General features: G+C 63.4%; 17 protein-coding genes, 1 tRNA gene and 1 pseudogene. 6 read left to right on the top strand and 13 right to left on the bottom strand.

Features of this window, described 5'->3' with window-relative positions:
- Positions 1–82 precede the first annotated feature (82 nt).
- The 3 genes from ACTNAU_RS04780 to ACTNAU_RS04790 all read right to left on the bottom strand — a co-directional run bounded on the left by ACTNAU_RS04780 (position 83) and on the right by ACTNAU_RS04790 (position 5414).
- The gene (locus tag ACTNAU_RS04780; protein ID WP_441097731.1) at positions 83–3469 is read right to left on the bottom strand and encodes a YDG domain-containing protein; all 3387 of its coding nucleotides are present in this window, start codon (positions 3467–3469) and stop codon (positions 83–85) included.
- A gap of 480 nt (positions 3470–3949) precedes the next feature.
- Positions 3950–4366: an NUDIX domain-containing protein gene (locus ACTNAU_RS04785; protein WP_207721259.1), complete on the bottom strand. Its 417-nt coding sequence runs from the start codon at positions 4364–4366 to the stop codon at positions 3950–3952.
- Between the two features lie 118 nt (positions 4367–4484).
- A complete protein-coding gene (locus tag ACTNAU_RS04790; protein WP_441097732.1) occupies positions 4485–5414 on the bottom strand; it encodes a nucleoside hydrolase in 930 nt (309 codons plus the stop codon).
- A 208-nt stretch (positions 5415–5622) separates the two neighbouring features.
- On the opposite strand from ACTNAU_RS04790, the gene metG reads away from it, so the two are divergent.
- The 3 genes and pseudogenes from metG (at position 5623) to ACTNAU_RS04805 (ending at position 8430) form a co-directional block, all read left to right on the top strand.
- Positions 5623–7578 carry a methionine--tRNA ligase gene (gene metG, locus ACTNAU_RS04795; protein WP_441097733.1) on the top strand — a complete coding sequence of 652 codons (1956 nt, stop codon included), beginning with the start codon at positions 5623–5625 and terminating at the stop codon, positions 7576–7578.
- Between the two features lie 77 nt (positions 7579–7655).
- Positions 7656–7769 (top strand): annotated as a pseudogene (locus tag ACTNAU_RS04800) (TatD family hydrolase); the annotation flags it as partial.
- A 100-nt stretch (positions 7770–7869) separates the two neighbouring features.
- Positions 7870–8430: a TatD family hydrolase gene (locus ACTNAU_RS04805; RefSeq protein WP_441097734.1), complete on the top strand. Its 561-nt coding sequence runs from the start codon at positions 7870–7872 to the stop codon at positions 8428–8430.
- A 94-nt stretch (positions 8431–8524) separates the two neighbouring features.
- Here the strand turns inward: ACTNAU_RS04805 and ACTNAU_RS04810 are convergent, their stop codons facing one another.
- The 7 genes from ACTNAU_RS04810 to ACTNAU_RS04840 all read right to left on the bottom strand — a co-directional run bounded on the left by ACTNAU_RS04810 (position 8525) and on the right by ACTNAU_RS04840 (position 15040).
- Positions 8525–9349 carry a hypothetical protein gene (locus ACTNAU_RS04810; protein ID WP_185915581.1) on the bottom strand — a complete coding sequence of 275 codons (825 nt, stop codon included), beginning with the start codon at positions 9347–9349 and terminating at the stop codon, positions 8525–8527.
- Between the two features lie 11 nt (positions 9350–9360).
- Positions 9361–10611, bottom strand: a complete 1251-nt coding sequence (locus ACTNAU_RS04815) for a glutamate-5-semialdehyde dehydrogenase (protein WP_185915580.1) — start codon at positions 10609–10611, stop codon at positions 9361–9363.
- Entirely contained in the window at positions 10608–11399 is a 792-nt protein-coding gene (gene proB / locus ACTNAU_RS04820) for a glutamate 5-kinase (RefSeq protein ID WP_185915579.1), read from the bottom strand. The genes ACTNAU_RS04815 and proB overlap by 4 nt, the downstream gene beginning before the upstream one ends.
- Positions 11400–11769: 370 nt before the next feature.
- The gene (locus tag ACTNAU_RS04825) at positions 11770–12123 is read right to left on the bottom strand and encodes a thioredoxin family protein (RefSeq protein ID WP_216400819.1); all 354 of its coding nucleotides are present in this window, start codon (positions 12121–12123) and stop codon (positions 11770–11772) included.
- An 11-nt stretch (positions 12124–12134) separates the two neighbouring features.
- Positions 12135–13097, bottom strand: coding sequence for a permease (locus tag ACTNAU_RS04830; protein ID WP_441097735.1), 963 nt, complete (start codon positions 13095–13097; stop codon positions 12135–12137).
- A gap of 32 nt (positions 13098–13129) precedes the next feature.
- Positions 13130–13417, bottom strand: coding sequence for an ArsR/SmtB family transcription factor (locus ACTNAU_RS04835; protein WP_441097785.1), 288 nt, complete (start codon positions 13415–13417; stop codon positions 13130–13132).
- 1546 nt (positions 13418–14963) lie between these two features.
- A tRNA-Arg gene (locus tag ACTNAU_RS04840) sits at positions 14964–15040 on the bottom strand.
- Positions 15041–15322: 282 nt separating this feature from the next.
- Here ACTNAU_RS04840 and ACTNAU_RS04845 point away from each other — a divergent pair.
- The gene (locus ACTNAU_RS04845) at positions 15323–16702 is read left to right on the top strand and encodes a TrkH family potassium uptake protein (RefSeq protein ID WP_185915576.1); all 1380 of its coding nucleotides are present in this window, start codon (positions 15323–15325) and stop codon (positions 16700–16702) included.
- Between the two features lie 56 nt (positions 16703–16758).
- On the opposite strand, the gene ACTNAU_RS04850 is transcribed toward ACTNAU_RS04845, so the two are convergent.
- Positions 16759–17187, bottom strand: coding sequence for an RNHCP domain-containing protein (locus ACTNAU_RS04850; protein ID WP_441097736.1), 429 nt, complete (start codon positions 17185–17187; stop codon positions 16759–16761).
- Between the two features lie 323 nt (positions 17188–17510).
- Between ACTNAU_RS04850 and ACTNAU_RS04855 the strand changes: the two genes are divergently transcribed.
- Complete coding sequence (locus ACTNAU_RS04855) at positions 17511–18137, top strand: hypothetical protein (protein ID WP_441097737.1); 627 nt, start codon at positions 17511–17513, stop codon at positions 18135–18137.
- Positions 18138–18215: 78 nt separating this feature from the next.
- Positions 18216–18368: a hypothetical protein gene (locus tag ACTNAU_RS04860; protein WP_154668936.1), complete on the top strand. Its 153-nt coding sequence runs from the start codon at positions 18216–18218 to the stop codon at positions 18366–18368.
- 442 nt (positions 18369–18810) lie between these two features.
- Here the strand turns inward: ACTNAU_RS04860 and ACTNAU_RS04865 are convergent, their stop codons facing one another.
- Positions 18811–19386, bottom strand: a complete 576-nt coding sequence (locus ACTNAU_RS04865) for a flavodoxin family protein (protein WP_441097738.1) — start codon at positions 19384–19386, stop codon at positions 18811–18813.
- A gap of 31 nt (positions 19387–19417) precedes the next feature.
- Positions 19418–20752, bottom strand: a complete 1335-nt coding sequence (locus tag ACTNAU_RS04870; RefSeq protein WP_441097739.1) for an amidohydrolase — start codon at positions 20750–20752, stop codon at positions 19418–19420.
- Between the last annotated feature and the right edge of the window lie 96 nt (positions 20753–20848).

A 20848-nucleotide genomic window follows, 5' to 3' on the forward strand; every position in this document is an offset into this window, starting at 1 on the left:
CCCCCGCGCCCCCCCCCCCCCCCCCCCCCCCCCCCCCCCCCTCTCTCTTTATCTGCAAAAAGCGCTATTCAGATCCCTTCGCCTACGCCTCGCGGCGGCGCTTGCCCGCGACGGCCATCACCAGGCCGCCCAGGGCTGCCAACAGCCCCCAGCCCAGGGGGGAAGAGGCGTCGCCGGTGTACACCACCAGGGCCTCGATCCTCTCCCGCAGGGCCGGGTCCATCATCTCTTTTTGGTGCTCGCTGAGCTGGCTGTACCGGTCCAAAATGTCCTTCTGCTCCTCTGAAGTGGCGTCGCGCAGGTCCTCCGGCAGCTGGCGAACATCTTCCTCCAGCTGCTCCACCTCCTCCACTTCACCGATGGCGTCTTCCAGCTGGTCGACCAGGTCCTCCAGTTCCTTTCGCTCCTCCTCGGTCAGGTGGCTGTCCTCTTCGTCCAGCAGGTCCTCGATCTTGTCCACCACCTGCTGGGCGTCGTCCTTGTTCTCCTTGTCCACCGCACCGGGGTCCAGAGGCTCGCTGCCCCCGTCCGGCTTCTTGACCTCTTCGATCTTCTCCTTCACCTCGTCCAGCTTGTCCAGCAGCTCGTCGCAGTTGTCGATGATCTCCTGCAGCTCCTTCTTCTGCTCCTCGCTGGCGTCGGGGTCGTTTTTCACCTCTTCGGCCTTCTCCTTGACCGACTCGATCTCCTCCCGGTCGTCGCCGGTGACGGTGTCGACGGTCACGTCCTCGATGGGGGCTGGGATCTCGCCGATGGGGCGGGTGGACACCTTGTACTCGGTCACGTGTCCGGCCTTGTCATAGGCCAAAACGGTGTAATCCGCCGGCTCCTCGCCGCTGGGCAGGGTCAGGTCGACCCGCTCCTGTCCCTGGCCGGCCGTCGCCTGGTGGACGATCACCCCGTCCTGGATGACGATCACCTGCTGCAAGTTGAAATCGCTCACCTGCAGGTCTTTTTTCACGTAGTAGATGCCGCCGTTCTGCGCGCCAGAAACTGCCGGCGGGGTCAGGTCGACGAGCAGCGGGCAGGCCACAACCGTCTCGTTGCCGGCCACGTCCACCGCCTTCAGGTAGACGATCCCCCGAAAGTCGCTGGTAAAGGGGATGGCGATCTTTCCACTGCCGTCGGGGGTCAGGTCGCTGCGCCACTCCTGGGCGGCGGGGGTGTAGACCTCCGCCGGGTCGGCGGTGGCGTGCAGCGCGTACTGGATGGAGGCCAGCCCGCTGGTGGCGTCGGCGGCGTGTACCAGCAGGTCGATGGGGGTGTTGTACACCCGCTCAAACCCGTCCATGGGGGGCAGGACCGGATGGCTCTTTCCGTCCCGGTAGGCAGTCGAAATGTCCCGGTCTTCATCCAATACAGGGGCGGTGGCGTCGATTTTCACCACCTCGTCGGCCGGGTCGGTCACCGCGCCGGTGTCCTCTTTTTTCAGCTGCAACTGCAGCTGGTGAAGGCCGTCTCCCGTGATGATCTGCTCGCTCCCCCAAACGGCGGGGCTCCCCGCCAGCAAGTCGGCGATCTGCCGGTAGTCGCTCTCGGCGGTGGGGGCAGCGGTCACCGGGCCGGTGAACCAGCCGCTGTTATTTTTGCGCTCGCCGGTGATTTGGTACTCGCCCTGGTCCTGGGTGACCACCACGGTGGCCGGGTTGACCAGGTGCACCTGGTAGTTGGGGTTTTGCCAGATGTCGCTTCCGTCGGTAAAACCCACCACGCAGAGGTAGTAGGTGCCGGCCGGGCTGGTCTCGCTCAACTCTACCCCGGCGCTGTTCTGGCAGGTGAAGGAGGGGGTGCCCAGGTCGCTCACCGGGCGGGCAAAGGGGTCTGCCGCGGCGGTGCGGGCACTCGGCTTTTGCAGCCACTGCACCCCGTAGCGGGGGATGGCCTCCCCCACCTTTTTCTCGCTCGGGTCGGCAGTGGGGCCCACCCACACCTCCCGCGGGGTGATGGAGCCGGTCACCTCCAGGCGGTCGGGCTCCAAGGTGTAGTTGCCCGCGTCCGCCCCGGCCAGGGTCAGGCCGGTGAGGGTGATGGTGTCGGCGTCCGCCACCTCGGGCGAGTTGTAGCCCGAACTGCTGTCAAACTGGACGGACAGCTCGTCCCCCGCCACGGCGGCGGAGATGCTCACCGACCCCAAAAACTGGTTGGTGCCGTCATAGGGCTTGACGGTGGGGGAGATGCCCAAATCAGCGGCGGTGATCACCTTGGGGTAGATGGTGAAGGTCTTGCTGGAGCCGGTGTAGGTGGCGTCGTCCGGCTTGGTCACCTCCACCTTGTAGGTGCCGGCGTCGCTGGGTGCCCCATCGATCTTGGCAAAGCTGCCGTCCGGCTGCTTTTTATAATAGGTATAGATTACCTCTTCCTCAAAGGGCTTGCCGTTGACGTTGGTGCTGGGGACGACCGCGCCGCCGTAGGTGATGTCGGAGCAGTTGACCCCCAGGGTCTTGCCGGTCATGTCCAGGGCCATATCGGTGGTGCTGGAGGTGTCGGTGATCCCCTCGCTGTCCCCCTCCAGCCCGCCGAACTCCACCACATAGGCGCAGTTGGTGTCTTTGGAAAAGTCGTTCCATTTCCCCTGCTGGCTAGAGTAAAAGTGCATGCACTGCTCGCCACCTGAATTGTTGGGCTCACCGGTGGACCAGTTGGTGTACATCTTCGAGCTCTCCGGGTTGTTGGAGTTTGTCTGCTTATACGCACCCGACCACATCAACTGCCCGGCCTCCGGCCCGGTGACCCAGTAGTAGTCCGCCTTGGCAGACCCGTAGCTGCCCGGGTGGCCGGTGTACTGATCCAGACAGGTGGCGCCGGTCCAACAGTTGGTGCCGATCAGGGAGTAGACAAAGTCGTGCTCGGCTTGAGAGGTGACGGTCACCAGGTACCCCTGCCGCCCCAAATAGCTCTGCTGGGAGGCCAGCTGATAGGCGGTGGGCCAGTTGACGGCGGTGGGCACGGCCAGGTAGTAGTGGCCGTTGTCCTCGTTGTAGTGGTAGACGCTGTTGAGCTGCTCCACACTCACCGAGAAGCGAAGGCTGCGCACCACGGCCGAGGTGTTGGTCAGGCGCACCTGCAGGTTTTGGCGCAGGTAATCCTGCCACTGCTGGGCGGTCAACCCGCTGGCGCTGGTGAGGACGCAGTTGGTCACCCAGCCCCCGGCGCTCACCGAGGTGATGCCCGCCGCGGCCGGGTTTGCCGCCTGGATGGCGTCCCCGGACTGGATGGCCCGCGAGAACTGCACCACCACGCTCTTGATGGGCTGGTTGCCCGGCTGGGTCACCTCCAACTCGGGGAAGGTGTAGGTGTGGTAACCGTTTTGGTACCCGCTCTCGCCCTGCTGTATCTCGTTTGCGTAGCCCGGCTCGATGCCGATGGTGGAGGTGACCGAAGGCTCGCCCTCCGCCAGGACAACCGGCAGGTTGCCCACCGCCAAAACCAGAGCCAGCGCGATGCAGAGCAACCGCTTTTGCATCTTCATGGCAAATTCAACTCCTCAATTCAAATTTTCCAGTTTGAAAGGTGTGCTTTTTCGTTCATTTCAATTTTTTGAATTTGTGCACAAAAAAAGCAGGTCTGTCCTAGACAGACCTGCTAAAAAACCGTGCTCTTTTCTCGATTTCATCCGCGAATGAAAAGCTACGCCTTAATTTGTTAATAGTATAACGCGCTTTGTAAAGAATTGCAACAAATATATCTCAATTGAGCCAATCTTTTACCGCTTTTGCGCTATTTTTCCTTCTTTTGCCCATCCCCGCCGCGGAATTGGGGCATCCTCTCCCCATCTACGGCCTGCACAAAAAAAGGGCGGGGGAGGGCCGTTTCCCCTGCTCTCCCCGCCCTTTTCACCGCAGGGGGCCGCGCCGGACGCAGCCTCCCCTCCCGAAAAGCCGTTCAAACGGGACACGTGGCACGCAAGATGAAGCCCGCCCCTCTTTGCGCCTCCGCCCCTCTCTGAAATTCAGGCCAGTCCCAACCGATCCCAGACGTCCCAGCGCTCCAAATCGGCCAGGATGGAGGTGGGCAGCAGCTCTCCCAGCTCCTCCCGGGTGGCCCAGCGGGCCTCCTGGTGCTCCTCCGACAGGGCCACCTCGCCCCCCGTCCAGTAGCAGGCATAGCTGAGCAGCACGATCTGCCGGTGGGGGGCTGGGTGGAAGGTGGTGGCGTAGAGCAGTTCCCCCGGCTCGACGGCCAGGCCGCTCTCCTCTTCGATTTCCCGCAGAAGGGCCTCCTCCAGCTCCTCCCCAAAGCGGATCTTGCCGCCGGGGAACTCCCAGGTCCCCGGCCCGATCTCGTCGCTGTCCGAGCGGCGGAGGACGAGTATCCTCTCCCCCCGGCGCACGATCCCCTTCAGCGCAGTGCGGATCTCCCATTCCACAGCCATTTCCTCCCTCTATCCGTTTGTCGCGGCATCCATCCGCCGGTCCCAACTTGTTCGCAGCGATCGCAGGGGCGAAGCCCGGCGACCAGCGGGTCAAGCCCCCGCCCGTTCTCTCTCACGCGATGGCCTCCAACAGCCGCCGCTTCATGGCGGGGATGTGGATGGCGCGCACCACCGCGGCGTTGGCGGGGCGCTCGGCGGCGCCGGTCCAGTCGAATACCAGCTGGCCCCTGTCCAGCCCCTCGCCGGTGTTGACATAGGAAAAACAGGGCAGACTCTCCTTGACGAGCTCCGGCCAGAGGGCCACCGCCATGGCCACCGGGTCGGCCATGTCCAAACAGGGGGAGCCAAAGCGGCGGGTGTTGAGCTCCATCAGGCAGCGGTTGCAGCGGATGCACAGCTGGGCGCAGGGGCTGCCCTCCGCCAGCACCCCCTCGATCTCCCCCTCGGTGAGGACGGCCTCGCCGCAGCAGAGGTCCCACCCGGCGTAGAGCTGGGGGATGCCCGCGCGCAGCACCACGGCACAGGCCTCGGGATCGGCCCAGATGTTGAACTCGGCCGTGGGGGTGACGTTGCCCGGGCCAAAGCCGGCCGAGCCCATCACCGTCAGCTGTTTGATCCAGCCGGCCACCCGCGGCTCCCGCAGCAGGGCCAGGGCCAGGTTGGTCAGCGGCCCCAGGGCCACGATCTCCAATTCCCCGGCAAAGCGCCGGGCCAGCTCAATGATGACGTCGGCCCCGTGGCCGGCGGCCAGGGGCATCTGCGGGTCGGGGATGCCGATGTCCCCCATCCCGTCCCGGCCGTGGGTCTCGTAGGCGTAGGTCAGCTCCCGCAGCATCGGCCCGCCGCAGCCCAGGTAGACCGGCGGCCGGGCCGGGCCCGCCCACTCCACGGCGATGCGGGCGTTGCGCCCGGCCTGTTCCAGCGGGACGTTGCCCGCCACGGCGGTGATCGCCTCGACCCGGACCCCCGGGCAGTGCAGGGCCATGACGATGGCCACCGCGTCGTCGGAGCCGGTGTCGGTGTCAATGAGGATGTGTCGCACGGCATTTCCCTCCTCGCTCGTTTTTTCCATCATATCACCCCCGGGGAGATCCTGCAATCGGCCCGCCCAAAAGGCGGGCAAATCCGCCCCCATTTGCAAATTGCCGCGCTTTTTCTGCCCGATACACCTTTCTTGCCCGCCCAAATTCTGCTATAATAACAAATTAGACACACATCAAATCCATTACACATCTAAAGGAGGATATAAAATGAGTCAGAAGAACACATTTTATATTACAACGCCCATCTACTACCCGTCCGACAAACTGCATATCGGACACAGCTACTGCACCGTCGCCACCGACGTCATGGCGCGGTACAAGCGAATGCAGGGGTTTGATGTGATGTTTTTGACCGGCACCGACGAGCACGGCCTGAAAATCGAGCAGAAGGCCAAGGCCGCCGGGGTCACCCCCCAGCAGTATGTGGACGAGATCGTCGCCGGGATCCAGGACCTGTGGAAGCTGATGAACATCTCCAACGACCGCTTCATCCGCACCACCGACGACTACCACGTGGAGTCGGTGCAGAAGATCTTCCGCAAGCTCTACGAGCAGGGCGACATCTACAAGTCGGTCTACAAGGGCAAGTACTGCACCCCCTGCGAGTCCTTCTGGACCGAGAGCCAGCTGGTGGACGGCAAGTGCCCCGACTGCGGCCGGGAGGTGGTGGACGCCGAGGAGGAGGCCTACTTCTTCAAGCTGTCCAAGTACGCCGACCGGCTGGTGAAATACTACGAGGAACACCCCGACTTCATCTCCCCCGAGTCCCGCCTCAACGAGATGGTCAACAACTTTATAAAGCCCGGGCTGGAGGACACCTGTGTCTCCCGCACCACCTTCAGCTGGGGCGTCCCGGTGGACTTCGACCCCAAACACGTGGTCTACGTCTGGATCGACGCCCTCTCCAACTACATCACCGCCCTGGGCTACGGCAACGACAGATACCACGACTTTGACAAGTACTGGCCCGCCGACGTGCAGTTTGTGGGCAAGGAGATCACCCGCTTTCACACCATCATCTGGCCGGCCATGCTGATGGCGCTGGACCTGCCCCTGCCCAAAAAGGTGTACGGCCACGGCTGGCTGCTCATCGACGGCGGGAAGATGAGCAAGTCCTTCGGCAATGTGGTGGACCCGGAGATCCTCTGCAACCGCTACGGGGTCGACGCCCTGCGCTACTTCCTGATGCGGGAATTCCCCTTCGGCTCGGACGGCAACTTCACCAACGAGCTGCTCATCAGCCGCATCAACGCCGACCTGGCCAACGACCTGGGCAACCTGGTCAGCCGCACCGTGGCCATGGTCGAGAAGTACTTTGGCGGCAAGCTGCCCGCCGGGCGGCAGGCCGACCCGCTGGACGACGAGCTCATCTCCCTGGCCACCGGCCTGAAGGCCGCCTATGAGGAGCAGATGGAGCAGTACGCCTTCCAGTCGGCCCTGATCGAGGTCTTCAAGGTGGTCAGCCGCACCAACAAGTACATCGACGAGACCGCCCCCTGGGTGCTCTGCAAGGACGAGGCCAACCGGGACCGGCTGGCCACCGTCATGTACAACCTCCTGGAGTGCATCCGCATCTGCGCCCAGCTGCTGACCCCCTTCATGCCCCAGACGGTGGAGAAGATCTTCGCCCAGATCGGCGCGGGCGAGGCCGAGACCAGCTACGACAAGGCCGGCGTCTTTGGGGCCCTGCCCGCCGAGGTGCAGGTGCACAAGGGCGAGACCCTCTTCCCCCGCATCGACGCCAAAAAGGAACTGGCCGCCCTCGAGGCCGAGCAGAAGGCCAAACAGGCCGCCGCCCCGGCGGAGGAACCCGCCGCGGAAAAGGGGGAAAAGGTCCCCGGCGTCATCACCATCGACGACTTTGGCAAGGTGCAGCTGCTGCCCTGCAAGGTGCTGGACTGCCAGCCGGTGAAGGGGAGCGACAAGCTGCTGAAATTCCAGCTGGACGACGGCGGCAAGGGCCGCCAGGTGGTCTCTGGGATCGCCAAGTGGTACCGGCCCGAAGAGCTCGTCGGCAAGACGGTGCTGGTGGTCGCCAACCTCAAACCGGTCAAGCTGCGGGGCGAGATCAGCGAGGGGATGATCCTCTCGGCGGAGAAGGGCGACTCGATCCAGGTGCTCCTGCTGGGCGACAACATCGCCCCCGGCTGCAGCGTCTGCTAGCAACTAACACCCCAGAACGGGGGGCGGGCGTTGGTGCCCCCCCCCTTCTCTTGCAACAACTGTCTGGAGGATCGACTGTGCAACCGATTTTTGATTCACACGCCCACTACGACGACGAGCGCTTTGATCCCGACCGGGAGGAGCTCATTGCCTCCCTGCCCGGCAGCGGGGTGGAACTGGTCCTCAACGCCGCCTGCGACCTGCCCTCCTGCGAGAGCTCCCTCGCCCTGACCCGCCGCTGGCCCTTTTTCTACTGCAGCGTGGGGGTGCACCCCCCACCCCGCGCAGGAGGTGGCGGGGAGCGACTACCTGCGCTACCTGGAACGCGCCGCCCGGGAAAACGAAAAGGCGGTGGCCGTCGGGGAGATCGGGCTGGACTACCACTACGACTTCTCCCCCCGGGCGGTGCAGAAGGCCGTCTTTGAGGAGCAGATGGCCCTGGCCGAGGCGCTGGACCTGCCGGTGATCATCCACAGCCGGGAGGCGTCGGCCGACACCCTGGAAATCGTCCGCCGCCACCGCTGCCGCGGGGTGGTCCACTGCTTCTCCGGCTCGGCCGAGACCGCCCGGGAGTACCTGAAGCTGGGCTACCACATCGGCTTCACCGGCTCGGTGACCTTCAAAAACGCCAAAAAGCCGGTGGAGGCGGCGGCCCAGGTGCCCCTGAAGCGGCTCCTCGTCGAGACCGACTGCCCCTACATGGCCCCGGTGCCCCTGCGGGGCAAGCGCTGCGACTCCCGGATGATCCCCCACACCGCCGCCCGGCTGGCTGAAATCAAGGGGGTGGAGGTGGAGGAAATCCTGCGGGTCACCAACGAAAACGCCCGTCGCCTCTTCGCCATCCCCGAATAAAAGTATAAGTTATATACTTTAATACAATTTGTAATATTCAATTGTCAAAAAGAGCAGGGCCCGCCGGATCGGACCCTGCTCTTCTATTCCTCTGTCAGGCAGCGGCAGGGGCTGCCGCCTCCCCGCTGGTGGTGTCCTCCTGGGGGCTGTTCTCGGTGCCGGGGGCGGGGGTGGTGCCATCCCCCGCGGCGGGGGCGCTGGAAGAGGCGCTGCTGCTCCCCTTCTTCTGCTCATTCTTGACCGCCTCATCCTCGGCCGCCTCGGCGATGGAGTGGATGACATAGCTGCCGTCGCTGGTCTTGGCGAGGGTGTAGATCATGGTCTTGTCGACCTCGGGCTGGTAGATGTTTCCGTCGGCGTCGCCGGTCCAGGCGCTGCCCGCAGCCACATAGCCCACCGTCAGGCGGATGATCTTCCCCCGCTTCTCCATCTTGGAGACCAGGGGGGTGTAGTAGCCCATCAGGCCGGTGGCGGGCAGCCGGTAGCACTGGGTGGCGGTGTCGTACTGAAATTTCATGGTGTCGTCGCCAAAGCTCTTGTGCTCCAGCTTGATGTCGCTGCCGTAGAGCTTGGCGCCGTAGAGGTCGACGTCGGCCGCCGGCAGCAGCACAGCGCCGGTCTGGTCGGTGGCGTAGCGGCTGGTGTCCTCGTTTTTTAGCACCGCCCAGACCGCCGACTGTAGCAAAAAGTCGGGGTTTGCTTGGTCGGGGGAGTCAAAGGGGACCGGGTCGAGCATGACCACCGGCTCGATGAACTTCTGGTACTCCAGCCGCTTGTCGCTGTCGTCTAAGAGGAACTGCACCCCTTTGGTGCCCAAAAACACCAAAAAGGCAACCCCCAAGACCGCCAGGCCGAGGATGGTGTACCCCGCCAGGCGGGCTTTTCCCTTCTTGGAAAGCTTGTGTTTGCGTGCAGACAAAAGATCAGCTCCTATCGAATTTGGCCGTCACCCTGCAGGATGTACTTGTGGGTGGTCAGTTGTTCCAGCCCCATGGGCCCACGGGCGTGCAGCTTCTGGGTGGAGATGCCGATCTCCGCCCCCATGCCGAACTCCCCGCCGTCGGTAAAGCGGGTCGAGGCGTTGACGTAGACCGCCGCCGCGTCGATCCGGCGGCAGAAGGCCCGGCTCTTCTCGTAGTCCCGGGTGACGATGCACTCGCTGTGGCCGGTGGTGTATCGCTGAATGTGGGCGACAGCCTCTTCAAAGCCGTCCACCACCTTGATCGCGACGACGTAGTCCAAAAACTCGCGCTCCCAGTCGCTCTCGACGGCAGGAACGGCCCGCTCGCCCAGGATGGCGCAGGTCTCGGGGCAGCCGCGGATCTCCACCCGGGGGGAGGCGTCCATCCGCCCGGCAATCATGGGCAGCCACTGGGCGGCCACCGACCGGTCCACCAAAAAGGTCTCGGCCGCATTGCAGACCGAGGGGCGGGAGACCTTGGCGTTGTAGGCAATGTCGGCGGCCATCTCCAGGTCGGCCGTGCCCTCCACGTAGATGTGGCAGTTGCCGGTGCCGGTCTCGATGACCGGGACGGTGGCGTTCTCCACCACCGCCCGGATCAGCCCCGCCCCGCCGCGGGGGATCAGCACGTCCAGGTAGCCGTTTAGCTTCATAAAGGCGCTGGTGGTCTCGCGGGCGCTGTCCTCGATGAGCTGGACGAAGTCGGGGTTTTGCCCCGCGACGGCCAGAGCCGCCCGCACCGAGGCGACGACGGCCCGGTTGGAGCGAAGGGCCTCTTTGCCGCCCTTGAGGATGACCGCGTTGGAGGACTTGAGGCAGAGGGCCGCCGCGTCCAGGGTGACATTGGGGCGGGCCTCGTAGATGATGCCGCAGACCCCCAGGGGGGTGGAGACCTTGGTCATCTCCAGTCCGCTGGGCAGCCGCTGGCCCCCCAGCACCCGGCCCACCGGGTCGGGCAGCGCCGCGACCTGCTCGGCCGCGTCGGCCATGGCCAGTACCCGCTGCTCGTTGAGGAGCAGCCGGTCGATGAGGGATTCGCTGATCCCCGCCTCCCGGGCGGCGGCCACGTCTTCCCCGTTTGCCTGTAAGATGGCGGCGCAGTCGTCGCGCACCTGCTGGGCCACGGCGGCCAGCAGCCGGTTTTTCTCCCCGCTGTCCAGCAGGGCCAACTCGCGGGCAGCCGCCTTGGCGCGGCCGCCGAGGGCTGTCAAATCGGTCATTTCTCTCCCTCCTGTCCCACAAAGGTGGTGCCCACCGGCTTGCCGTCAAAGACGTCGTAGAGGAGCCGGGGGTCGCCGCCGTTGATGATGACCATGTCGCCGCCGGTGGCGGTGAAGATCTCGGCGGCGTGGATCTTGGTGATCATGCCGCCGGTGCCCCGGCGGCTGCCGGCCCCGCCGGCCATGGCCCGCACCCGCTCGTCGATTTTCTCGACCCGGCGGATGATTTGGGCGGTGGGGTCCTGGCGGGGGTCCTTGTCAAACAGCCCGTCGATGTCGGACATGATGATCAGCTTGTCGGCGCCCACCAGCTCCCCCACCATGGCCGAGAGGGCATCGTTGTCGCCGAACTTGATCTCGTCGGTGGAGATGGTGTCGTTTTCGTTGATGATGGGGATGACGTCCAGCTCCAACAGCCGGTTCAGGGTGTTGCGGGCGTTGTGCCGGCGCTCGTCCTGGTCGATGATGTCCCGGGTCAAAAGCACCTGGGAGACCACGTGGTTGTAGACGGAAAAGCGCTTGTCGTACATGTACATCAGCTCGCACTGCCCCACCGCGGCCGCCGCCTGCTTGGAGGGGATGTCGGTGGGCCGGTCGCGCATCTGCAGCTTGCTCATCCCCACGCCGATGGCGCCGGAAGAGACCAAGATCACCTGTTTGCCCGAATTTTTAATGTCGGAAATGGCCTCTACCAGGGCCTCGATGCGGCGGATGTTCAGGTGGCCGGTGCTGTATGTAAGGGTGGAAGTCCCCACCTTGATGACCACGCGGTCGGGAATGCGCTGCACGAAAACTCCTCCTTTTAAAAGAGAGCGGTGTTGGAATGGGGCGGACCCGCCCCCCGCCTCCCCCGGCAAGCGGGCGCTGGGGCGGCGGGCCCCGCCAATAAATTGCCATCATTATAGCATACCCCCTGCCAAAAAGCAAAGCGCCACCGGCCAGGGTGGGGCGGCGCAAGGCCGTTTGTTAGGGGCGGCTGCGGGCGCGCAGCCCACGAAAAAAGCCCCGGGGCAGACCGGGCCCCAGGGCTTTTAAAGGCAGTGCGTGATTTCCCCTTTGGGGGAGGGAACATGCCCCCTTTGCGGCAGGGCGCCGCCAGGTGCAAAATCCTCCGCCGGGGCAGGCCGGGCCGTTTGGGCCGGCGGGCGACAGCGCTCCCTACCGGGTGGGCCCTCCCCTCGCCTCTTTCAAAAGGGCAATCACCTCTTCGGTTTTCAGCACCTTGCCAAAAGAGACCACCTTTCCATCCACCACAAGGGCGGGGGTCGTCATCACGCCGTACGCCGCGATCTGCGCAAAGTCGGTGACGTGGTCGATCGCCGTGTCCATGCCGAGGGCCTTTAGCGCCTCTAGCGCGTTCGCCTCCAACTGGTTGCACTTGGCGCAGCCCGAGCCGAGGATTTTTACGCCCGCACCGGCGGTCTTTCCGCCCTGCGCCGGCCGCGCGGCCCGGCCGTTGCAGCCACCCCCACAACAACCGCTCTCCTTCTTCTTTCTTCCAAACAAATGCACGGTGATCCCTCCTAAATAAATAGATACTGAAAGATGTTGAACAGGTAGCCGACCGCGATGATCCCCCCTGTGCAGATGCCGATGAAGAGCGCCAGCAATTTGGACTTCACCGCTTTTCGCAACATGATCAGCGAGGGGAGGGACAGCGTCGTCACCGCCATCATAAAGCTGAGAACGGTGCCCAGCTGCGCCCCCTTGGAGAGCAGTGCTTCCGCCACGGGGATCGTCCCGAAGATGTCCGCGTACATCGGCACGCCGATAATCGCCGCAAGGACCACGCCCAAGGGGTTGCCGCTCCCCAAAACGGCCTCGACCCAGTGCTCGGGGATCCAGTTGTGGATGACGGCGCCGATCCCCACCCCTACGAGGATGTAGGGGAACACCTTTTTAAAGGTGGCGAGCATCTGGTCCCTCGCGTAAATCAGCCGCTCTCCCTGCGTCAGCGAGGGGGCTTCAATGTCGACCGCGCCCGCAGTTTTGATAAAGGACTCCACATACCTCTCCATCTGCCATTTTTCGATCAATGTGCCGCCCACAACGGCAATCACCAGGCCGACCGCCACATAGGCGAGGGCGATTTTCCAGCCGAAAATGCTGGAGAGCAAGAGGAGACTCCCGAGATCGACCATCGGGGACGAAATCAAAAAAGAAAAGGTCACGCCGAGGGGGAGCCCGGCGCTGGTGAACCCAATAAACAGCGGGATGGAGGAACAGGAGCAGAAGGGGGTGACCGTCCCCAACAGCGCGGCGACGACATTCGCCCCTATCCCGCGAAATCGCCCCAGGATTTTCTTGCTGCGCTCCGGCGGGAAGTAGCTCTGAATATAGCTGATGAGAAAAATCAAAAGGCAGAGCAGCACCGCGATTTTTGCGACATCGTAGAGAAAGAACTGCACGCTGCCGCCAACCCGCCCGGCGGTGTCCACCCCCAGGGCAGAGAGCCCCGCGCCGATCAGTGCATTCAGCCACTTCATGCCGAGAAGCTGCTCCTGAAAAAAAGTCCAAACTACCGACACCCGCAGTCACCGCCCCTCGTGCCGTTGAGGCCCCCAATAAAGGCCTGGAATGCGGACAGCGTCTCACCGCTTAGGGAGTAGTGCGACCACCGGCCCTCCCGGCGCGTCTCCACCAAACCGCACTCGCACAAAATTTTCATGTGGTGGGAGAGCGTCGGCTGGGTGATTTCAAAGGCCTCCAGCAGCTTGCAGCCGCACTTCTCCCCGTCCGACAGCATCTTGACAATCTTTAATCTGTTGGCGTCGCCAAGCGCCTTGCAGATCAAGGCCATGTCCATCTCCTGCACTGCATTCACCTCACATAGATTTCCGTCTATATGTTATCACATCCATAGACATTTGTCAATGTGTTTTAGGGCCGAGTGGGGGGACAGGCCATCTGGAAACAGGGGCCGGAAAATCAAAAAATCCCAACTTGCAAAGGGCGACAGCGAGTCAAAGGCCAAAAGGGTGGGGAGAGCCCCCCTTGCGGGAGAGGCGCCGCAGCAAAGTGGACGTGGCGCCCCTCGCAAAAAAAGCGGCAAGAGGTGCGCGGTTCACAGCGCCGACCCGTGCTGCCAAAAGGGCATCTGCCCCCGCGCAGGCACAAAAAGGGGGGAGAGCCGCCGAAGGGGGCGCGGCTACCTGCCGCTGGGAAACGCCCGTCAAACAGCCGCCCACTCCAAACCTCGGCGGCAAAACCACAAAAAGGGCGGGCGCAAACTGCTTCGCCCACTGCCGGCGCGGGTTTGCACCATAAAAAGGTCCCCAACAAAGACATCGGCGCAAAAAACAGAGCGCACCCGCCAAGCGAGGCGCGCAATTGGGGGGCAGGCTCAGCCCGCCCGGGAGGCGCTGGCGAACAGGACTCCCGCAGGTTGCCGCAGCGCTGACCCGCAAAAGGTCGGCGGTGCACCAAGGCCATCGCGAGCATGTCCTCCATGCGAGAGAGAAGAAGCAGGCGTATGGCTTGGTTCCCGCCGAAGGCAAAAAGTGAGTCGGAACAAAGCGGACTTTGTCCTGGCGGCGGAAACCCTTGGCGAGCAGGATAGCCGCAGGTTGCCACAGAAAAGAAAGTCCGCACAAGGTCGGCAGCGCCGCAGAGGCGTTGTGGGCGCGCTTGCGAACGGCCGTGGCAAGCGCGGCCCTTTTCGGGAAGGAGGAGCGGCGGCGCACGCCGACAACTTTTTTAAGAGAAAAGTCGCCACAAACGGCAGAAGGTCCGCGGCGCTGCAGGAGATGTTGACAAAAAGAGGCCTGCCCCGGCGCGGGTACAAGAGAAAACACACACCACAGGGTGAGATATACGATACGACTTAGGTGCAGCAACTTGCTGCTGGCGGAAGCGTTGAAATCCTACCCACAGGCTAAAAGACGTGCTTCCAGCACATTTTTCCGCTCTGTGAAACGTCGCCCTGTTTTCATCTCCACCTTCTAGCCGTAAAAGGGAAAAGCCTTGACAAAATAGGAGCCCCCCTCGGCGCGGGCGCAAAAGCCCCCCTAAGTGAGTGTGCGACTTGGGCGCGGCAGCCCGCCGCTGAGAAGTGCTGACAAGATGGGTGCCCACTGAAAACGCGGGCAAAAACAAAACGGCTCCCCACGATCGGGAGGAGCGCGAATTGCGTGCGAGCCCAGCCTGCCAAGAAGGGTCGACAAAATAGGTGCCCATTAAAGACGCGGGCACTATCGAAAAACAATAGAAAAAAACCTGCGGCGCGCGTCTTGCCCACCGCAGGTGCGGAAAGCGTTGACGAAATAGATACCCGATACCCGTTTCAGCACAGGCGCAAAAGAAAACACACCCCACAAAGTGAGGTGTGCAACTTGGGTGCGGCAACTTGCCGCTGGCGCGCTTGAAGGGATTCGAACCCCCGGCTTCATCCTTAGGAGGGATGCACTCTATCCAGCTGAGTTACAAGCGCAGATGCAAAGGGGCCTCTCCGGCCCGCGCTGCGAGTCGGTCGGCTGTCCATTATTATAGCAGACTCCCCTTTCAAAAGCAATGCCCGCCCCGCCCCGAAGGGGGGTATTAAGAAAGCGTTAAGAGAGGAAAAAGAAGCCTAAACTTGTTGTAAAGAAAATGGGGATTTGCTATACTGATAGGCAGTTCGCTCCGGCGCGGCAGGCCCATCGCCTTCCGTGCCCGGAGCGCCGTTTCAGTGGTTCGATAGGCAAAAATTTAAAAGAGAAGAGAGATTGCTGTCATGTCGGAACAAACGGTAGAAAAAAAGGTCAAAAAGCCCCTCTCCCCCACCCAGATCATCGTCGCCAGCTTCCTGCTGGTCATCACCGTGGGGGGGCTGCTTCTCTGTCTGCCCCTCTCCTCGCGCAGCGGGGAGTTCACCCCTTTTTTGGACGCCCTGTTCACCGCCACCTCGGCCACCTGCGTCACCGGGCTGATCGTGGTGGACACCTACCTGCACTTCAGCTTTTTCGGGCAGCTGGTCATCCTCTGCCTGATTCAGATCGGCGGGCTGGGGCTCATCACCTTCGTCACCTTTTTCAGCGTGGCGGTGGGCAAGAAGATGCGCTTCAAGAACATGTCCCTGGCACAGGAGTCCATCAGCGCCTCCTCGGTCAGCGGGCTGCCCCACCTGGTGCGAATGGTGGTCAAGGCCTCGCTGCTCATCGAGGGCTGCGGCACCCTGCTGCTCTGCCTCAGCTTTATCCCCCGCTACGGCTTTGTGCAGGGGCTGTGGACCGCCTTCTTCCTGGCGGTGTCGGCCTTCTGCAACGCGGGCTTTGACATTCTGGGCCACGAGGGGGCCTACAGCAGCCTGATCCACTACACCGGCGACCCCATCGTCATCGGCACCATCAGCGCCCTGATCGTCATCGGCGGCCTGGGCTTTTTGGTCTGGGCCGACCTCTACGGTCTCCGCCACACCAAAAAACTGCGGCTGCACACCAAGATCGTCCTCTTCATCACCGCCCTCCTCATCCTGTTGGGCACCCTCCTCTTCTGCGTGTTGGAGTGGAACAACCCCTCCACCATGGGGCCCCTCTCCGTCCCCGAAAAGCTGGGGGCCGGGCTCTTTCAGTCCATCTCCTGCCGGACGGCGGGCTTTAACTCCATCGACCTCAACGCCATGTCGGGCTTTACCAAACTGGTGGCCAGCATCCTGATGTTCATCGGCGCGGGCCCCGCCTCCACCGGCGGCGGCATCAAGGTCACCACCTTCGCCGTCATCGTCATGACCATCCTCAGCTTCTCCTCTGGGCGGGAGAACACCGTCATCCTCAAGCGGCGCATCGACCACAAGACCGTCTACAAGGCCCTCACCATCTCTGCGCTGGCCCTGGTGGTGGTCTTCATCACCTCCTCGGTGATGTTCTACTCCATCCCCCGCAGCGAGTTCAACACCCCCATCAACGCCATCTTCGAGGCCTGCTCGGCCTTTGGCACCGTGGGCCTCTCCGACGGGCTCACCGGCGAGGGGAACGCCCTCACCCACATCATCACCATGCTCACCATGTTCATCGGCCGGGTCGGTCCCGCCTCCCTCGCCATCTCCCTGGCCTCCGGCCGGGGCGGGCGCAAAAAAAACCAGGTCATGCCCGAGGGCAAGGTCCTGGTGGGCTGATTTGCCAAGAGACGCCAAAAGCGGCGAGCACGCGCTCGCCGCTTTTTTTGCAATTTCTACCCCTTCAAGCTGCCCTCGCCGCCCATCAGGGCGATGAGCTCCTCCACCCGCTCGAGGGGGAAGGGGGGCAGCGCCAAGGGCTTGAGGGCGATGGACATCAGCTTCATGGGGTTGTCGTCGGCCGCCACCCGGTTGGACGAGAGGTGTCCGCAGCGCCGGCAGCGGTGGATGATCGCCCACTCACCGCCTGCCCGCACCCAGACGCCCACCGGCTCCATGATCCCGCCGCAGCAGGCAGCCCGGTCGCCGGGCCGGTCGTCGACGTGCAGGCTGTGCAGACAGTTGGGACAGTGGTTGCGGTGGCCGCTGCCGGCCCCCTCGGGCACCACCTGCCGGCCGCACACCTTGCAGGTAAAGACCTCTTGGCAGCGGTGGGTCCGGTAATACCCTGGGTCTTTTTGTCTTCTCTTGTTTTCGCGATTCACGGAAAGTCCTCCTAAAAGCGGGGTCGCTCTGTCGGGAGGATCGCGGAGATCAGTTTGCGCAAACCTCCCGGTTTGGCGCAATCTCCGACTGGTTGGAACGCTTCAAAAGGCAGCTCTCCTCTTTTTTGTGATGGGCAGGGGGCAAAGCCCGCTGGCCGCCCCCATCATACCACGCAGAGGCGGGAAAAGACAACCGGTTTTTTTGTATCCACCGCGGCAATTTCCCCCTTTTCAGCGAAAATTGTGCTATACTGTAAGGGTATTTGCGGCGCGGGGAAGGCGCTCCCGCCGCTCCAAAATCGCGCAAAGGGGGACTTTGCCCTGTGAAGATCACCGCCGTTTTGCAGGACTCCATGCCGGCTTTCGACATGCTGCCCGCCGTTTATCCCACCGACTTTCCCCAGGAGAAGGGCTCTTTCAAGCCCTTTATGCACACCCGCCTGGCTGCGGTTGCAGGGGTCGGCCTCTACGTCAACCACGCCGTCTTTGAAAATCCCGACCTGATCCCCATCCAGCGGGACGAAGGGGACATCTTCCAAAACTGCTGCGCCTCCTTCTCCCTTGACCCCTTTCCCCAGGCCAGCCGCTACTACATCAACGTCACCTGCGACATCTACGGCGGGTTCCTCGCCACCCTCTGCGACGGGGCCGAGATCGTCGACGACCTGACCCGGGAGATCTGTGCCGACTTCACCCCCCTCACCCAGGGCGGCTACAACGAGATCGGGGTCTACTGGGGGTGCACCTTCCTCCTCTCCGAGCGGCTCTTCGAGCGGCTCTACGGCGCTCACCAGCTGGACGAGACCACGGTGATGAAGGGGAACCTGTACATCTGCTGCCAAAACCCCAAGATGGCCCATTTCGGCACCGTCTCCCCGGTGGAGGAGCGGGAAAACCTCTCGGTCTACCGCACCGACGGCTTCTGCGATATTGAATTTTTGCGCCTCTAGGGTGTATACTGGACCAAACGGCGCGACTCAACCGCCCCGGGCGCTCTGCCGCCCAGGGCCAAAAGGGAGGACATACCTGTGAAAGGCCTGCTGAAACTGCTCATCGTCATCGCCCTGGCGGCTGTCGCCATCGGCCTGATCAACGACCGGGAAAACGACAGCTACCGCGACCTGTACCGCCACTACGTCAAACTGGACCTGGACGGGGAGGACGAGCCCGAAACCGTCTGACCGCCCCCACAAACAGGCGACCGGCCCCCGCTCTCTCGCGAGCGGGGGCCTTTTCTATTTCTCCGAAACCGGCCGCTTTTTCTCCGAAAATGACGAAGTGATGAAGTTTGTTTTGCGCCCCTCTAACGATTGCCCTTCCCCCCTTGTCGGCCGCCCCCTGCCCGGGTATGATAGGGGTGAACAGAAGACTTCGCCCACATTTGGGCCAGCGCCGTAGAGGAGGGATTTTTATGGTACTTGCCGCCCGCTCTGTCTCCGCCCTGTCTGTCCTGGGCTTTATCGGCCTGGCGGCTGTTCTCATCGCCCTGCTGAGCGTGATCTCCTTTCTCTTCTACCGAAAGAGAAAATAGCCGCCGGTCAGATCCGTCAAAAAAGGGAGCGCTTCCAAAGCGCTCCCCTTTCTATTTTTCGGCCTTTTCCCTTCGCCCCTCGCCCTCCCCGGTCAGAGCGACCTGCCAAAGGCATAGGCCTCTTCCAGGTGGCCGGTCTGCGCGATCTGCGGCGCCCCTTCGGTGGGGCCGCACCCGCCGGCCAGCACCATCCCCCGGTCGCGAAAGCCGATGTAGTTGACCAGGGCAAAGCGGTAGTAGGACACCGCCTGCTCAAAGGTCCAGAAAAGGTCGTCCGCCGCCGTCATCAGCAGGGCGCACTCCTTGTCCGGGTACCGCTCGTACCGGCCCAGGGGCGGGTTTTCGTCGGCCTGCGCAAGGGAGTAAAACCGCTCGATCAAGGCCTTGATGCGGGAGGAGAGGGTCCAAAAATAGAGGGGCGAGGCAAAGGCGATCAGGTCGGCCCCCTCTATTTTGGGGACCAGGTCGGCAAACCCGTCCCGAATCATGCAGGGGCGGCCGCGGCGGCAGGCGTTGCAGCCGAGGCAGCCCTTCACCTCGGTTTGCAGCAGGGAGACCCGCTCCACCTGACACCCGGCCTCCCGGGCCCCCCGCACGAAGGCGTCCACCAGCTGGGCGGTGTTCCCGCCCGGCCGGCCCCCGCCGACGACGACCAAGACCCGCTTCATCCGCTCTCCCCCTCTTTCCCCGTCAACGCCGTCATCCCTCCGCCAGCGCCCGGTCCAGCTCCGCCGCCGTCTGCCGGATCTGCTCCTGGTAGCTCAGCAGCCGGGCCTTGACCGCGCCAAAGTCCATGCTGCGCAGTTGGCGGCGGTGCATCACCAGCTCGCCGTCGACGATGGTGCTCTCCACGTTGCCCGGGTTGGCGCTGTAGACAATGACCGAGTAGGGGTCGTAGAGCGGGCTCATGTTGACGCTGTCGGTCTCGAAGATGGCGATGTCCGCCTTCTTCCCCACCTCGAGGGAGCCGATCTCCCCCTCCATCCCCAGGGCGCGGGCCCCGCCGATGGTGGCCAGCTGCAAGATCTCCCGCGCGGGGAAGAGAGTGCGGTCGCCGTTAAAGAGCTTTTGGATCTTCCCCACCAGGGAGAGCTGGGTCACAATGTCGATGGTGTTGCCGCTCATGGCCCCGTCGGTCCCCAGGGAGACGGGGATGCCCCGTTCCAGCATCTGCCGGATCTTGGCCACCCCCTTGGCGGACTTGGCGTTGGAGCCGGCGTTGTAGGAGACCTTGACCCCCCGGCGCTGGTAGATGTCCAGGTCGGCCTCGTCCATGAGGATGGAGTGGGCGGCCAGGAAGTGCTCGTCCAGGATGCCGATGGAATCCAGGTAGGCCACCGGGCTCAGGCCGTAGCGCTCGAGACAGCCGGTGTGCTCGTAGGCCATCTCCGCCACGTGCATACTCATCAGCAGCCCCTCCCGCCGGGCCAGGTCGTGGGCGGCCACCAGGTGCTCGGTGTCGTTGGAATAGGGGGCGTGACAGTTGACCGAGGGGGTGATGCGGGGGTGGCCCTTCCACTTCCCCACAAACCACTTGGTGTACGCCCACTCGCCATAGGGCTCCTTGGCGCTGGGGCTGGGCCCCTCTAAAATGGTCTCGGCCAGCACCGCGCGGATGCCGCAGGCCTCGGCCGCCTGGGCCACCTCGTCCTCAAAGTAGTAGGCGTCGTAGCAGGTGGTCACCCCGCCGAAGAGCAGTTCGGCAAAGGCGTAGTCGGCCCCGGCGCGGACCATGGGGGCGTCCAGCGACTCGTTTTCCAGCGGGAAGAGGTAGCGCTTGAGCCGGTCGGCCACATCGTCGCCCAGGCTGCGAAAGAGGATCATCGGCAGGTGGTTGTGGGTGTTGATCATCCCCGGGATGACGATCTTTCCGCTGCAGTCCAGCACCTGGTACCCCTCTTCAGAAAAGGGCGGTTCCCCCTCGCCCAGGGCGGCGATGCGGTCGCCGCGGATCTGCAGGTATCCCCTCTGCACCGTCGTCAGCGCCTGGTCCATGGTGAGGATCAGGGCGTTTTTCAGCAGTAGATTGGCCACGACAAATTCCCCCGTTTTTTGTAGACTCGCCCGGCAAAAGCGCCTGCTGCCGGGCTGTTTTTTTCCAGTATAGCACGGCGGGGCCCCGTTGCCTAC

The organism is Bittarella sp. HCP28S3_D9 (assembly GCF_052065655.1).
Classification (GTDB): domain Bacteria; phylum Bacillota; class Clostridia; order Oscillospirales; family Ruminococcaceae; genus Bittarella; species Bittarella massiliensis.

Bases quoted from the DNA above. Each gene is read 5' to 3' on its own strand.
- ACTNAU_RS04835 (WP_441097785.1), bottom strand. From the start codon at position 13,417: ATGGACATGGCCTTGATCTGCAAGGCGCTTGGCGACGCCAACAGATTA.
- ACTNAU_RS04815 (WP_185915580.1), bottom strand. From the start codon at position 10,611: ATGACCGATTTGACAGCCCTCGGCGGCCGCGCCAAGGCGGCTGCCCGC.
- ACTNAU_RS04830 (WP_441097735.1), bottom strand. From the start codon at position 13,097: ATGAAGTGGCTGAATGCACTGATCGGCGCGGGGCTCTCTGCCCTGGGG.
- ACTNAU_RS04845 (WP_185915576.1), top strand. From the start codon at position 15,323: ATGTCGGAACAAACGGTAGAAAAAAAGGTCAAAAAGCCCCTCTCCCCC.
- metG (WP_441097733.1), top strand. From the start codon at position 5,623: ATGAGTCAGAAGAACACATTTTATATTACAACGCCCATCTACTACCCG.
- ACTNAU_RS04865 (WP_441097738.1), bottom strand. From the start codon at position 19,386: ATGAAGCGGGTCTTGGTCGTCGTCGGCGGGGGCCGGCCGGGCGGGAAC.
- ACTNAU_RS04780 (WP_441097731.1), bottom strand. From the start codon at position 3,469: ATGAAGATGCAAAAGCGGTTGCTCTGCATCGCGCTGGCTCTGGTTTTG.